We start from the raw sequence: 14273 nt of genomic DNA, 5'->3' as shown, positions 1-14273 counted from the left end.
ACTGTTGATGTGTTAAATCGTAAATTTAATAAACAATTCAACAGTTAAACGATTAAATCAATTAAACAAACATTAATGTTAAAACACAGTTTACAGTTCAAATTATCTCAAAAATTATCGCCTCAACAAATTCAGTTGATGAAGTTAATTCAATTGCCTACACAAGCTTTTGAACAACGTCTTCAGGAAGAATTAGTAGAGAATCCTGCTTTGGAAGAAAGTAGCAAGGAAGATAATTACGATTTAGATGATTATGGAAGTGATACTGATGATTATGACGATTACGACAACGACCATATCGACACAGGCGACATCAATATTGACGAATATTTAAGCAATGATGAAACGCCTGATTACAAATACCAAACCAACAATTACAGCGATGATGATGAAGACAAAACAATGCCTTTCGCGGCTCCGGTAAGTTTTCATCAAGATTTAATCAATCAGTTGAATACTTTTATTTTAACTGATGACGAGCGTGATATTGCTGAGTTTTTGGTGGGAAGTATCGACGACATGGGTTATATCAGACGCACAATTCAAGATATTGTTGATGATATGGCTTTCACTCAAGGTATTTATACCGATGAAGCTACTGTAGAACGTATTTTGCATTTGGTTCAGGATTTAGAACCTGCAGGTGTAGGTGCGCGCGATTTACAAGAATGTTTGTTATTACAATTAAAACACAAAACGCCTTCGGATTCTATTGCATTAGCAATTAATGTAATAGAGCAACAATTTGATGCTTTTACCAAAAAACATTACGATAAATTATTGCAAAAATTTGATGTTTCGCAACAACAACTACGTAAAGCCATTGACGAAATCGAAAAACTAAATCCAAAACCTGGAGGAAGTTTCGACGGTAATCAAAAAGCGGTGGAGCATATTGTGCCTGATTTTACCATTCGAATCATTGATGGCGAATTAGAACTTTCGTTAAACGGAAGAAATGCTCCAGAATTGCACGTTTCTAAAGATTATCAGGAAATGTTACAGAGTTATAAAGACACTTCTGAAAAATCGAATTCGCAAAAAGATGCGGTTCAATTTATTAAACAAAAATTAGATTCTGCAAAATGGTTTATTGATGCGATTAAACAGCGTCAGGAAACATTGTATGTGACCATGAATGCGATAATGTTTTATCAGCAAGAATACTTTTTAGAAGGAGAAGAAACAAAACTTCGTCCGATGATTTTAAAAGATATTGCTGATATGGTTGGTTTAGATATTTCAACGGTTTCGCGTGTGGCGAATAGCAAATATGTGGACACACCTTACGGCACGAAATTAATCAAAGAATTCTTTAGTGAATCCATGACAAATGACCAAGGCGAAGAAGTTTCAACTATCGAAATTAAAAATATCTTACAGCAAGTTATTTCAGAAGAAGATAAAAAGAAACCTTTACCAGATGATCAATTAGCTGAAATTTTAAAAGAAAGAGGTTATCCAATTGCCAGAAGAACCATCGCAAAATACCGCGAGCAATTAGATATTCCAGTAGCGCGTTTGAGAAAAAAAATCTAACAAAATGGATTTAAAAAAAATATTACCTGTTTTCTCGTATATTTTTCATCCCATATTTGTTTCTCTATATGGTACTTTATTCTTCTTTTTGATTACGAGTAACTTTTATTACGATTCTCAAATTTACATCACTTTACTGCAAGTCATTATTTTAACTTTTTTATTGCCTTTATCGATGTATTTTTTATTTCGATCGTTAGGTGTTGTAAGTTCATTTACAGAAGCCAGTTTAACCGAAAGACGCATGCCAATCGCGGTTCAAGCAGTTTTGTTATTTGTGTTAATAAAGTACAGCGTTTCAAAAGAAATATTTACAGAACTCTATTTTTTCTTTTTGGGTGGATTGTTTAGTGCAGTGTTGGTTTTAGCATCGGTTATCCTAAAATTCAAAGCAAGTTTGCACATGATAGGTGTTAGTGCTTTAACAGCTTTTGTTTATGGATTGAGTGTATATTATCAACTACCTTTTGTGAATTTAATTGCCTTTTGCATTGTTTGTATTGGACTGGTAGCTTCTTCACGATTATATATGAAAGCGCATACTCCAATTGAATTAATAGCAGGAATTGCTATCGGATTGCTTCCACAAGTAATACTTTTTAAGTATTGGTTATAAAATGTAAAACTTCAAACCAATATTTAACGCAGTAACATTATTTTCTACAGCTGTTTTATCTTTGTCAAATATTGGGTTTAACCCATAATAAATATACGGATTCCAAGTATTGAATCCAAAAGAAACATAAACGCCATATTGAAATTTATTTAAGACATTTTTAATGTTTTCGCTTCCATTTCCAAGTGTTGTAGATTCATAATTAAATTTTCCACCTAATAGATAACTTGCTTTTAAACCCGTGTGAATACGCCAAAATTTATGACTATCGGGAGAAGCATTACGCCATCTGATTTCTAAAGGCATTTCCAAATAATGTAAAATCATACGACTTCTTACAATACCAGTTTCTGGAGTAGGCGAATAAGGTGAAACCGTCTGAATTTCTATATTTTGTTTTAAATCGTTATAAGAGTAGCCTAATCCTGGCGCAATAGACCAATGACGGTTTTTTGTAATCGGAAAATCCCTAAAAACACCGGCAGTTAGTCCAGCCGAAAAAGAATATTGACTAAAATTATCGGGTTTATTTTGCAAAAAATTATAGGAAACAGAAAAATAAATTTGATCTTCTCTAAACAATGAATCCGCCACTTTTACATCGGTTTGCGCAAAACCAATTATAGTGTATAAAAAAAGTACGATGTAGTGAAATTTCTTCATGTCTTTGCCTTAAAATGAAAATCAGCAGAGAGGAAGGGATTCGAACCCTCGATACAGTTACCCATATACAAACTTTCCAGGCTTGCTCCTTCAACCACTCGGACACCTCTCTAAAATCTATGTAAAATAATGCAAAAAAATAATGGAATAAAAATTTTAGCTCATTTATTACTGCATTTCTCCTCGAATGGAGGTTTCAAATATTGTTTTGAAAACAGAATTGGCTACGTTTTGACCAAGTAGATACATCAGTTTCGTAATTGCGGCTTCTGTGGTAATGTCTTTTCCAGAGATAACGCCAATGGTCTTCAATTGTGTGCTAGTTTCATAATTCCCCATAGCAACGCTACCACCACTGCATTGTGTTACGTTAATGATGTGAATATTGTTTTTGATGGCTTGTGCTAAAGCGTCAACAAACCATTTTTCAGTAGGCGCATTGCCCGAACCATAAGTTTCTAAAACAATTCCTTTTAAATTTGGAATGCTAAAAATGGAAGTCAATACTTTTTCATTCATCCCTGGAAATAGTTTCAAAATGGCTACATTATCATCAAAAGCGGTGTGTACTTTAAGTTTTTTATTTGATTTGTTGGTTAAAATCAAATCAGAGTTTACTCTTAAATGTACACCTGATTCGGCTAATTCAGGAAAATTGGGTGAAGTGAATGCATTAAAATGTTCAGCACTTATTTTGGTTGTTCTATTCCCACGGTATAATTTGTATTCAAAATACAAACACACTTCTTGAATTACAGGTTTTTTATTGTTTTGCAATGAAGCTACTTGAATCGCGGTAATTAAATTTTCTTTAGCATCCGTTCTTAAATCACCAATAGGCAATTGAGAACCTGTGAAAATAACAGGCTTAGCCAAATTTTCTAACATAAAGCTCAATGCTGAAGCACTATAAGACATGGTGTCAGAACCGTGAAGCACTACAAATCCATCAAATTTTGAATAATTTTCTTCAATAATTTTAGCTATTTTTTGCCAACTCAAAATATCCATATTGGAAGAATCAATAGGCGTTTCAAATGAGATGGTTTCGATTAAACAGTCTAAAAGTTGTAATTCAGGAATTCGATTCAGTAATTCTTTAAAATCAAATGCTTTTAAGGCTCCAGTTTCAAAATCCTTCACCATACCGATAGTTCCACCGGTATAAATTAGCAATATTTTTGCTTTATGCGATGTCATGGGTATATTTTAGTTTGTTCACCACAGGATTGGCATACATAGCTAAAAATCCTTCTTTCATAGTTTCATTATCAGCATCAATGCGCATTTCTAATCTTCGCTCAAACAATTGACGTTCTTTTTCGTCATATAAGTGTGCGAATTTTGAGGTTTTGTATAGGATGTCGTAAGCAATAAAATTGGTTGGCCACAGTTTGTACGATTGTAAAATAGAATCGTCTATCACTTGGGCTAGAGCTTGAATCTGCTTGTTGTTATTGTCGGTTTCGGCTTTTATTTTTTCATATTCGTTTTCCAAAACATCCCCTACATGAATGTGAATGCGTTTCTTTTGACCAATAATTCCACTTAAAAGCGTTATGAAATCTTCGTTTTTTTCTTTGATATATACTTCGTCTTTTGAAAGTGCTAGAAGTTGTGGCATTTTCAAAGCATCAGTTGGGTCATATTCATAGGAAATAGATACTGGAACAATTTTTAATTTCTTAAAAAAGTCCATCACTTTTTCCTCGTCATTTGCCATTGCTAGCATTTTCAAGACACCTTGATGAGTAGCATCGTTTCCGTCTTTTGTTCTTCCTTCGCGTTGTGCAATCCAAACCGAACGATTTTCTTTTGACAATAAATGATACATGTATTCTGACATCAATTTTGAACTTTGCAATAATTCACGTGGCGATAATCCTCTTTGAACCAAGAAATTACGATTCAGTTTTGACAATTTTAAAAGAAAATCTTTTTGTACTAAATTATCTCCAATGGCAGACGCAGTCATTACTAATCCATGATCAAATAGCGATACATTTAATAGAGAAGTATCTAAAATAATATCACGGTGATTTGAAATAAATAAGTAGGAAGTATTAGGTTCTAATTTTTCAAAACCAGAAGTAGATAAACCTTCTGAGCTTCTTTCTAAAACCCGTTGAATGGATTGATACACAAAATTAATCTGGAAATCACGAATAGAATGAGTTCTACTCAATTGCTCTTTCCAAACTGACTCTTCCATTTCTGGAAAGGTAAAATCCATCATAGCCTTCATCATAGGATGATTTAACGAAGATTTTAAAGCTTCGTTTACTTCTGAATCATAATACGGACGAATAGAATCGAATTTTGTCATGTTAATTTTGAAAACAATGCACAAATGAACAAAAATTTTATGACTTGTCCTTTAATTTTGAATTAAATTCCGAAAATTTGTTGTGAATTTTCTGTCGTAATTTTTGCAATTTCGGTTACCGGTAATTGATAAATTTCAGCCAATTTTTGCGCAACTAGTAATGTATAACTAGTCTCGTTGCGTTTTCCGCGATAAGGAACAGGTGCTAAATATGGTGAATCAGTTTCTAAAACGATGTGTTTCAAATCGATTTCATTTAAAAATTGGTCGATTTTTCCGTTTTTGAAAGTGGCTACTCCGCCAATTCCTAATTTCATTCCTAACGAAATTGCTTTTTGGGCTTGACTGAAATCACCAGTGAAGCAATGAAAAATTCCGAATAAATCTGTTGCTTTTTCACTTTCTAAAACCTCAAAAACTTCATCAAAAGCATCACGACAATGAATATTGATTCCTAATTTGTACCTTTTTGCCAATTGAATTTGGTGTTGAAAGGCATGTTGTTGCTCTTTCAAAAAAGTTTTATCCCAAAATAAGTCGATACCGATTTCGCCTACAGCATGAAATTTTCTCGAAGCCAATTCTCGTTCCACGTGTGCCAACTCATCTAAATAGTTTTCTTTCACATACGTTGGATGCAAGCCCATCATTAGAAATACATTTTCGGGATATTGTTTTTCTAATTCATACATTTTTTGGGTGTAATTTGAATCAATTGAAGGGACAAACATTCTTGAAATTCCAGCATTGATGGCTCTTTGCATCATTTCATTTCTGTCTTGATCAAATTCTTCTGAATATAAATGTGTATGTGTGTCGGTAAGTATCATTTGTTGGTTGGATTACAAAGTAGCAAAGTTACAAAGTTTGATTCAGAAATTTGATTTACTTTTGAATTATGGAAGATTTGCAAGATTTTTTAAAAGAGAAAAAGTATAAAAAAGTAAAATTTAAGGTTTTAAAAACCCAACATTTATTAATTACTGCAAAGATAAATGGCATTAAGGGTAACTTTATTTTAGATACAGGTGCCAGTAATAGTTGTGTAGGTTTTGAAAGTATCGAACGCTTTTTTTTAAATGCACAATTTTCAGAAACCAAAGCTGCAGGAGCAGGTGCTGTTGGCATGGAAACTCAATTAGCTAAAAACAATGAAATTCGATTGGGAAGCTGGAAGAATAATAGATTTCATTTGATAGTTTTTGATATGAGTCATGTTAATGAAGCATTACTTCAATACAAAACAAAACCAGTTGATGGTATTATTGGAGCTGATGTTCTGCTAAAAGGGAAAGCAATTATTGATTATAGTAATTCTTGTTTGTATCTGAAATAATATTTAAAGAAAAATCCCAAACTCAATTTGAATTTGGGATTTATATTATTTATTACTTAACTAATTTTAACCAAATGAAATCATTCCATCCTTCTATTAATCTTGTCGGATCTTTCATTTTGGTTCTGTCTTGTTCTTCTATTGGAACTATCTTATTATTTTGAACCGTAAAATTGTAAACTCTTGGTGTTTTTTCATTTGAAAGAGTTACTTCAACTTTATAATTACCATCTTTTAAATCACTAAATTTTATCGCTTCTCCATTTGGTTTGTCGATTGGTCTTAATGCACAATTAAACTCTTTCCAATCAGCACGTTCAACAATTGCCACATTTTTATTTGGATCATATTGTTTTGCGAATGGTTTACCATCTTTAAACATTTTCAAAGTCCAATCTACACTTATGTTTGTTTTATTAGCATTAGAAGGATTTGGTTGTAAAATCTCATGATTTAAATAAAATCCAAAAATTAAATTTCCTGATTCTGCATGTTGCATAAATGCATAATTGCTCCATGGCCCACGAGTAACAAAAATTTCATTTGTTTTTGCATAAGGATCATCGCTTACTATTTTAGCTAATTCAAAATCGAAAGAATAAAACATTTTATCTCCTGCACAAAAATCTAATCTATACTTTCCAGTTCCCCAATCTGTGATAAATGATTCTGACCATCCTACCCATTCACCATCACGTTGATAACGACTACTTGGCCAATTTAGTTTTGTTTTTTTACCATCATCAAAAACTTGATCTCCTGAATATTCAAAATAATTCATGTATTGACCATCTTTATATATTTTAATTTTCAAGTATCCTGATTGATCAGCGAATGCATGAACTTCTTTTCCGTCTGCCGTTTTATGAGGGACAAAAGTAGCTGTATAATTATCAATTCTTCCTGTGCTGCTTCCAGTTCCATAAAGTAGCGAATTGAAAGTAATAGCTGGAGTTTGCTTAAAAGTATTCCAGTCTAACTTTAATGCTGCTGGTTCACTACCTTTTTTCTTTTTACCACCTTTGGTAATTTCTTTTCCTTTTTCAACAACTTCTGACGCATCAGAAGCTTGATTTTTTGCTTTACTAATTTTGTTTAATAGTTGTGCGTTACTATTGCCAAATGACATTAGTAATAATCCAAATAATAATACTTGTTTCTTCATATTGATGTTAAAATTTTATGTTTATTTTTAAAAATATAATTTACTCTTTTATAATTTTCACTGTTTTTACTTCATTATTAGAAGTTACTTTTACCAAATAAGTTCCTGAAGCTAAACCCGCAACATCTATTGAAGTTTCGTTGCTGTTTACAGATTTTGTAACCACTTCTTTTCCTAATAAATTGTAAATAGAAACAGCTGTAATTTCGTTATTAAATGAAAGGTTTAAAATATCTTTTACTGGATTTGGATAAAGCTTCAAATTTTTTATTGAGAATGATTCATTAGTTAGCATTTGGGTTGTAAACGAACTGCCAGAAACCCAATCGGTTTGTGTAGTACCACAAATAGATTTTACCCAAAAATAATAGGTTGTATTCGGCGATAAATTGTTTAATTCTGCATAAGTCTCTGTCGTTGTTCCTGTAATTGCATTTGCAGAAAACGGATCGTTTACAGTACTATAACAATAAATATAACCATTACTTGGCGCAGGAATTGGTGCTACCCATGCAATGTTATTAGTTGTAGACGTTAAACCATCGTAAAATAGTTGCGTTGGAGCATTACAACCAGATGCTGGATATGTTGTAAACGAACCTCCAGAAACCCAATCGGTTTGTGTAGTCCCACAATTAGATTTCACCCAAAAATAATAGGTTGTATTCGGCGATAAATTGTTTAATTCTGCATAAGTCTCTGTAGTTGTTCCTGTAATTGCATTTGCAGAAAACGGATCGTTTACAGTACTATAACAATAAATATAACCATTACTTGGTGCAAGAATTGGTGCTACCCATGCAATGTTATTAGTTGTAGATGTTAAACCATCATAAAATAATTGCGTTGGAGCATTACAAATTGAAATTGTAGCACATGTAATCGATTTTACTCTGTTTGTGCTTTGAGTTCCACAACTAGAATTAGTATTCAAATGGTATCTAATTACTCCAGAAGTTGTGCCAGATAACCAGGTTAAAGGAGTTAAACCACTTGCTAAAATCGCAGTTCCTGTAGCATTAGTTATTGTAATAAAATCTGTGGAAACTGAACTTGTAAAAGTATATTGTTTATTTGATAATACATTTACATTTGAATATTCTCCTGCATAGGCATCTGCAACTATTTGTTCCGTACTTCCTGTACAAGCAGGTGTAAAAGTTGCATTAGGGTATAATCCATAAATTGCACCGTTACAAATTAATGCTGGTGGTGTAGTAAAACTACCTCCAGAAACCCAAACTCCAGTTGTAGCTCCACAGTTAGAGCGTATCCAATAATAATAGGTAGTACCTGCTGCAACATTTAAAGATAAAGAGGTAGTTAAGTTAGTTGTACTAAATAATGTAGGAGTAGAGTTTGCATTAGGAGCGTTATTTGTTGTAACGATATAAATATCATAATTAGAAGAAGGTACTGGTGATGCCGCTGTCCAAGTCATTTTACAAGAATTGGATGTTATATTTGATACCGCCAGATTTGAAGGTGGTACGCAGTTTGATGCATCAGCACATCGAATATAACGAGACCTTTCCACTTGTTCACTACCACAACTAGCATTGGAATGAAGGTAATAACGAATAACACCTGTGGTACTTCCAGAATCCCATATTACGGGTTGTGTTCCGCTTGCATAAACAACAGTTCCGGTTGCATTTGTAATTGTAATATAATCCGTTGATACAGAGCTCGAAAACGAATATTGTTTGTTTGCAATTACATTTACATTGCTGTATTCACCTGCGTAACTTTGACTGGTTATTGTCTCATAGTTTCCACTACAGTTTGGTGTAAAGGTATTAGCTGGAAATAATCCATACGTTGCTGAAGTACATTGAGCAATAGCATTTGGAATGAAACACAAAAATGCCAATAGGCAGAATAAAGTAATTCTTTTTTTCATTTTTTGATTTTGATGATTTGAAGCTTAATTTGATTAAATTTCCATCAAAACTATGAGATAAGAAGTAGTAGACCAATTTGTTTATTGGACTATTTATAAATAATCAGGTAATTAAAAAAGATTTATTTGATTGATTTACAAATGCTTAATTTGTATTTTCTAATTTTTCAATGTAATAATTTGGAGAAAGACCAGTTTGCTTTTTAAAGACACGAACGAGCGTATTGGCATCTTTGTAGCCCACTTCTTCTGCAATAGCTTGCAAAGTATATTTACGAAAATAAGGAGCGTCTTTCAGCTTTTGAAGTACATAATGAATTCGTAGTTCTTGGGTATATTCTGAAAAGGTTTTTTGCATTACCTGATTGAAATATTGAGACAAATAAGCCGTATTGGTATTTAATTTTTTAGCTACAAAAGCCAATTTGAAGTTTGGATCTAAAAAAGTTTCTTTTTGCTCTAATTTTTTTAAACCTACAGCTATTTTTTCAATAAGCTCTTCATCTATTGTTTGTTTTGGTTGTGTTTCGGTTTTATCAATTTGTAGACTATTACTATCTGAAACCTTAGATTCTTTTAGATTTTGAATAATTTTTAAAAAGCGATAATGTTTTTCTTTCTGATATTTGTAATAATAATAAAAACTAAAAACCACTACAGCTAAAAGAATTAAAATGCCAAAAAGTGAAATTTTAAAATAATTTTTAGATGCGATAATGTTCTTAGATTCCTCTTTTATTATGTTTAAATCGTAATTGTGAAGAAAATTTAAAGATTTACTTTTTATCCCTTCTATTGATTGAATTAATTCTAAACTTTTTTGGGCGTAGCGATACGCATTTTTAGTGTCATTTTTCTCATTATAACACTGTGTCATAATGTTATAGGTCATTAATAAATTTTCTTTAGAAACCTTAGTGACTTGATAACTTTCAATATATTTATTACAGTAAAAAAGTGCCGAATCAACTTGCTTTAAATGATGAAAACAATCGGCCATTCCTAAATCAAACAACTGCTCAGTTCTTATATTATCCCGAATGATAGGATATTTTTTTCTATTTCTATATAATGACAAAGATTTCTCGTAATTTCCCGCTAAAGCTGCACTTTTTGCTTCGCGCATACTCAATAAAGCCTTCGTATATTCAGGCTGAAAATTATCTTGTAACATCATTGTTGCTGCTACATTGAAGTAATAATTTGCAGAATCTAAAAAAACAACTTTTTTAGACTGGATATAATACTTTTGATAGGCTTCACCAATAATATTATACTTATCTGCAAACAATTTTTTGTTCATTACTTTTTTTTCACCAACGCCTAATTTCAAGTGATGTGAAGTTTTTAATTCTTTTTTTAACAAAGCAATTCCATTAATATAATCGCCCATAGCTACTTTTATGGAGCCATATTGTTCGTTAAAATGATTGTTAGGAACGCTGTTTTTATATTTGTCAAGATAAAACAATGCTAAATCATATTCTCCTAAATTTTTATGGATATAAAACAGTTTGTTTACACACATTCCAAGCAAATCTTGATACACTTTACTTGATTTATCCATCTTACTTTTTTCAATACTTTCTATAAGTCTGATAAGCAGTTTCTTTGAATAAGTAAACTCTGATTTGTTGTAAAAATAATTGGCTATGTAATATTTGCCATAAAAACGAAACAACTCGTTTTTAGAATTACTAATTTCCAAGGCTTCGGCATAGGCTTTTTCAGGATTTGATATAAGATTTTCCTGAATACTTCGGGTTCTACTAATTTCTGATTCACTCAATTCTTGAGCAAATATTAAATTAATAAATAATAGCAGTATAACAGAAAAAGTAAACTTATGCATCTTGAAAACTTGGTAACTCAAACTAAAAATTAAAGTGTGCTAAAATAAGAATAAAACTATATTGTTTTGTAGATTATTTATGAGATTAACTTTTACTGTTTTAGGATATTATCAAAACTAAGAATTTTTAGTAAAGAAAAATCCCAAATTATTTTAGAGTTTGGGATTTATATTTCTATAATTCTAATGCTTCTTTAACGACTACAAAATCCTATTGAAACACGCCCGTCAATTATTCGGTGATCGTATTATAATGCAACATACATTACAAGAGTAATTACTATTTTATTGTTTTTGATATGAGTCATGTGAATGATGTGTTTCGTAATTACAAAACCAAACCAGTTGATGGTATTATTGGTACCTATATTTCTAGTAAAGGAAAAGAAATATTGATTATTGTAATCATTGTTTCTATTTAAGATGATAAAAAATCAAGCATTTAAACTGCTTTTTAATTCTTTTTAACAGATTTATTTAAAAATGGCGCAACCTTTTAACACTTGTTCAATCTATAATATAAACAAAAACAAATATTATGAAAAAAGTACTAAAATTTAAATTCGTTTATTCAATAGTTGCTTTTCTATTATTGAGTTTATTTGCTACTAGTTGTAACAATGATGACGATAATAACTTGCCAAGTGCGGCAGAACTTCAATCTCTTAGAGATGATGCTTTGAGCTCTATTACACAAAATTTTCAATTTATTGCAGAATCAGGTGTAGCTAATTTTACTTCAACTAAAGGTGTGTCTATTTCTATAGATGGTAATTGCCTTACTTTAAATGGAAATCCAGTTACTGGTACTGTTGATATAGAATTTGTTGAGATTTTTGATGGCGGAACTATGCTTGCAACAAATTTTACCACAATGGGAATTATGCCTAGTGGAGACAAAGCTATGCTAGTTTCTGGAGGTGAATTTTTTATTAATGCAACAAAAAATGGGCAACAATTAGCAATTACATGCCCTATTTCGTTAAACATTCCAACTTCATTAACTGATACTGGAGGTGATTCTGAAATGACTTTGTGGAATGGAATTGAAAATGATACACTTGGAATTGTTTGGGAAGAACAGGAAGACGCAACTGGAGGGAATGGAGGTGTTTTTGTAGAAGGTCAAGGTGCTAATGCCACTTATTATGCATTATTAAATAATTTTGGATGGACAAATGTTGATAGATTCTATAGTGATCCAAATCCAAAAACAACCATTTTGGTGTCGGCTCCTACTGGATATGACAATCAAAATTCGGCGGTTTATTTACATTATGACGGATTAGGAAATGGGCTTGCTCAATTAGATACATATGATGATGATACCGACTTATTCTCTGAACATTATGGACAAGTTCCAATTGGTTTAGCATGCCATATTATTTTTATTACTGAAGATAATGGACAATGGCGTTATGCAATTAAAAGTGTTACAATAACTGCTAATGCAATTTATAGTTTTACACTTTCTGAAACTGGAGTAGGCTCTGAAGCACAATTAATTGCTGCAATAAACACTTTACCATAAAAAAATTAATTAAAGAAAAATCCCAAACTCTAAAAGAATTTGGGATTTTATTATTGGGATTTATAGTTCTATAATTCTAATGCTTTTTTCACATTTCCACCCATTAATAATTCTGCAGGGTTTTCTAATGCTTCTTTCACCGCTACTAAGAATCCAACTGACTCACGGCCGTCGATAATTCTGTGGTCGTATGATAATGCTACGTACATTACTGGAGCAATTACGATTTGACCGTTTTTAACGATAGCTCTTTCTACCACATTGTGCATTCCTAAAATACCTGATTGTGGCGGATTGATAATTGGTGTAGATAACATACTTCCGAAAACACCACCATTAGAAATTGTGAATGTTCCACCTGTCATTTCGTCTACTGTGATTTGTCCATCACGAGCTCTGATTGCTAATCTTTTGATTTCTGCTTCAATACCTCTGAATGACAATGTTTCTGCATTTCTCATAACTGGAACCATTAATCCTTTGGGACCAGAAACCGCTACTGAAATATCACAGAAGTCATAAGAAATTTTCTCTTGACCATCAATCATAGAATTTACATCTGGATATAATTGTAAAGCACGAGTTACCGCTTTAGTAAAGAACGACATGAAGCCTAATCCTAAACCATGTTTCGCTTTGAACTCTTCTTTGTATTGATCACGTAAAGCGTAAATAGCTGTCATGTCTACTTCATTGAAAGTAGTTAACATCGCTGTTTCGTTTTTAGCAGATACTAAACGCTCTGCTACTTTTCTACGTAACATAGAAAGTTTTGTTCTTTCTGTTCCGCGGTTTCCTCCTGTTGGAGTTCCCATTGATGGAACTGCGTTTACAGCATCATCTTTAGTAATTCTTCCACCTTTACCTGTTCCAACAATGTCAGAAGGCTCGATGTTTTTTTCGTCTAATATTTTTCTAGCTGCTGGAGATGGCGCTTGAGTTGCATACGTTTTCTCAGCTACTGGAGCTGCTTTTGGAGCCTCGGCTTTTGGAGCTTCAACTGCTTTTGCTTCTTCTTTTGCTGGAGCTGCTCCACCTTCTGGTTTTGCTGCACCTGTATCGATTAAACAAACTACAGCACCAACTGCTACTGCATCACCTTCTTCTGCTTTTAATGTAATAATTCCGCTTGCTTCAGCTGGTAATTCTAATGTTGCTTTATCTGAATCAACCTCAGCAATTGCTTGGTCTTTTTCTACATAATCACCATCTTTTACTAACCATGTAGCAATTTCTACTTCTTTAATTGATTCCCCTGGAGAAGGGACTTTCATTTCTAAAATCATATCTTTTTATTTTAAAAAGTTTACCCTTTGACAAGCTTAGGGTGATAATTGAGTTG

Annotated in this window: 13 protein-coding genes and 1 tRNA gene; 5 read left to right on the top strand and 9 right to left on the bottom strand. The window is 32.3% G+C overall.

All coding sequences use genetic code 11. The features are described 5' to 3' along the window. The first annotated feature begins 75 nt into the window (after positions 1 to 75). Entirely contained in the window at positions 76 to 1539 is a 1464-nt protein-coding gene (gene rpoN / locus G4L40_RS00900; RefSeq protein ID WP_166235105.1) for an RNA polymerase factor sigma-54, read from the top strand. Positions 1540 to 1543: 4 nt separating this feature from the next. After that, positions 1544 to 2155 (top strand): hypothetical protein, encoded by a 612-nt coding sequence (locus tag G4L40_RS00895; RefSeq protein WP_166235103.1) that lies wholly within the window; start codon positions 1544 to 1546, stop codon positions 2153 to 2155. Here G4L40_RS00895 and G4L40_RS00890 read toward each other — a convergent pair. The 5 genes from G4L40_RS00890 to G4L40_RS00870 all read right to left on the bottom strand — a co-directional run bounded on the left by G4L40_RS00890 (position 2150) and on the right by G4L40_RS00870 (position 5974). After that, positions 2150 to 2818: a porin family protein gene (locus tag G4L40_RS00890; RefSeq protein ID WP_166235101.1), complete on the bottom strand. Its 669-nt coding sequence runs from the start codon at positions 2816 to 2818 to the stop codon at positions 2150 to 2152. The two genes, G4L40_RS00895 and G4L40_RS00890, sit on opposite strands and share 6 nt — an antisense overlap. A gap of 25 nt (positions 2819 to 2843) precedes the next feature. Further along, positions 2844 to 2930: transfer RNA gene (locus G4L40_RS00885), tRNA-Ser, on the bottom strand. A gap of 56 nt (positions 2931 to 2986) precedes the next feature. Beyond that, positions 2987 to 4018, bottom strand: coding sequence for an asparaginase (locus G4L40_RS00880; RefSeq protein WP_166235099.1), 1032 nt, complete (start codon positions 4016 to 4018; stop codon positions 2987 to 2989). Continuing rightward, a complete protein-coding gene (locus G4L40_RS00875) occupies positions 4005 to 5144 on the bottom strand; it encodes a 1-acyl-sn-glycerol-3-phosphate acyltransferase (RefSeq protein WP_166235097.1) in 1140 nt (379 codons plus the stop codon). Before G4L40_RS00875 ends, G4L40_RS00880 begins: the two co-directional genes overlap by 14 nt. 62 nt (positions 5145 to 5206) lie before the next feature. After that, entirely contained in the window at positions 5207 to 5974 is a 768-nt protein-coding gene (locus G4L40_RS00870; RefSeq protein WP_166235095.1) for a TatD family hydrolase, read from the bottom strand. Between the two features lie 68 nt (positions 5975 to 6042). Here G4L40_RS00870 and G4L40_RS00865 point away from each other — a divergent pair, with 68 nt between their 5' ends. Next, complete coding sequence (locus G4L40_RS00865; RefSeq protein WP_166235093.1) at positions 6043 to 6480, top strand: retropepsin-like aspartic protease; 438 nt, start codon at positions 6043 to 6045, stop codon at positions 6478 to 6480. Between the two features lie 52 nt (positions 6481 to 6532). Here G4L40_RS00865 and G4L40_RS00860 read toward each other — a convergent pair whose 3' ends face one another. From G4L40_RS00860 to G4L40_RS00850, 3 genes are all read right to left on the bottom strand, one after another. Beyond that, positions 6533 to 7645, bottom strand: a complete 1113-nt coding sequence (locus G4L40_RS00860; RefSeq protein WP_166235091.1) for a hypothetical protein — start codon at positions 7643 to 7645, stop codon at positions 6533 to 6535. A 40-nt stretch (positions 7646 to 7685) separates the two neighbouring features. Next, positions 7686 to 9548, bottom strand: coding sequence for a fibronectin type III domain-containing protein (locus tag G4L40_RS00855; protein WP_166235089.1), 1863 nt, complete (start codon positions 9546 to 9548; stop codon positions 7686 to 7688). Positions 9549 to 9693: 145 nt separating this feature from the next. Continuing rightward, the gene (locus tag G4L40_RS00850; protein ID WP_166235087.1) at positions 9694 to 11400 is read right to left on the bottom strand and encodes a helix-turn-helix domain-containing protein; all 1707 of its coding nucleotides are present in this window, start codon (positions 11398 to 11400) and stop codon (positions 9694 to 9696) included. A 299-nt stretch (positions 11401 to 11699) separates the two neighbouring features. Between G4L40_RS00850 and G4L40_RS13075 the strand changes: the two genes are divergently transcribed. Continuing rightward, positions 11700 to 11822, top strand: coding sequence for a hypothetical protein (locus G4L40_RS13075; protein WP_262886046.1), 123 nt, complete (start codon positions 11700 to 11702; stop codon positions 11820 to 11822). 116 nt (positions 11823 to 11938) lie between these two features. Beyond that, positions 11939 to 12931 carry a hypothetical protein gene (locus G4L40_RS00845; RefSeq protein WP_166235085.1) on the top strand — a complete coding sequence of 331 codons (993 nt, stop codon included), beginning with the start codon at positions 11939 to 11941 and terminating at the stop codon, positions 12929 to 12931. Between the two features lie 68 nt (positions 12932 to 12999). On the opposite strand, the gene odhB is transcribed toward G4L40_RS00845, so the two are convergent. Beyond that, the gene (gene odhB, locus G4L40_RS00840; protein ID WP_166235083.1) at positions 13000 to 14217 is read right to left on the bottom strand and encodes a 2-oxoglutarate dehydrogenase complex dihydrolipoyllysine-residue succinyltransferase; all 1218 of its coding nucleotides are present in this window, start codon (positions 14215 to 14217) and stop codon (positions 13000 to 13002) included. Between the last annotated feature and the right edge of the window lie 56 nt (positions 14218 to 14273).

This window comes from Flavobacterium celericrescens, from assembly GCF_011392075.1.
Lineage (GTDB): Bacteria > Bacteroidota > Bacteroidia > Flavobacteriales > Flavobacteriaceae > Flavobacterium > Flavobacterium celericrescens.
The sequence above is the reverse complement of the archived record's forward strand: the minus strand, read 5'-3'. Positions and strand labels throughout refer to the sequence as shown.

Bases quoted from the DNA above. Each gene is read 5' to 3' on its own strand.
- rpoN (WP_166235105.1), top strand. From the start codon at position 76: ATGTTAAAACACAGTTTACAGTTCAAATTATCTCAAAAATTATCGCCT.
- G4L40_RS00895 (WP_166235103.1), top strand. From the start codon at position 1,544: ATGGATTTAAAAAAAATATTACCTGTTTTCTCGTATATTTTTCATCCC.
- G4L40_RS00890 (WP_166235101.1), bottom strand. From the start codon at position 2,818: ATGAAGAAATTTCACTACATCGTACTTTTTTTATACACTATAATTGGT.
- G4L40_RS00880 (WP_166235099.1), bottom strand. From the start codon at position 4,018: ATGACATCGCATAAAGCAAAAATATTGCTAATTTATACCGGTGGAACT.
- G4L40_RS00875 (WP_166235097.1), bottom strand. From the start codon at position 5,144: ATGACAAAATTCGATTCTATTCGTCCGTATTATGATTCAGAAGTAAAC.
- G4L40_RS00870 (WP_166235095.1), bottom strand. From the start codon at position 5,974: ATGATACTTACCGACACACATACACATTTATATTCAGAAGAATTTGAT.
- G4L40_RS00865 (WP_166235093.1), top strand. From the start codon at position 6,043: ATGGAAGATTTGCAAGATTTTTTAAAAGAGAAAAAGTATAAAAAAGTA.
- G4L40_RS00860 (WP_166235091.1), bottom strand. From the start codon at position 7,645: ATGAAGAAACAAGTATTATTATTTGGATTATTACTAATGTCATTTGGC.
- G4L40_RS00855 (WP_166235089.1), bottom strand. From the start codon at position 9,548: ATGAAAAAAAGAATTACTTTATTCTGCCTATTGGCATTTTTGTGTTTC.
- G4L40_RS00850 (WP_166235087.1), bottom strand. From the start codon at position 11,400: ATGCATAAGTTTACTTTTTCTGTTATACTGCTATTATTTATTAATTTA.
- G4L40_RS13075 (WP_262886046.1), top strand. From the start codon at position 11,700: ATGAGTCATGTGAATGATGTGTTTCGTAATTACAAAACCAAACCAGTT.
- G4L40_RS00845 (WP_166235085.1), top strand. From the start codon at position 11,939: ATGAAAAAAGTACTAAAATTTAAATTCGTTTATTCAATAGTTGCTTTT.
- odhB (WP_166235083.1), bottom strand. From the start codon at position 14,217: ATGATTTTAGAAATGAAAGTCCCTTCTCCAGGGGAATCAATTAAAGAA.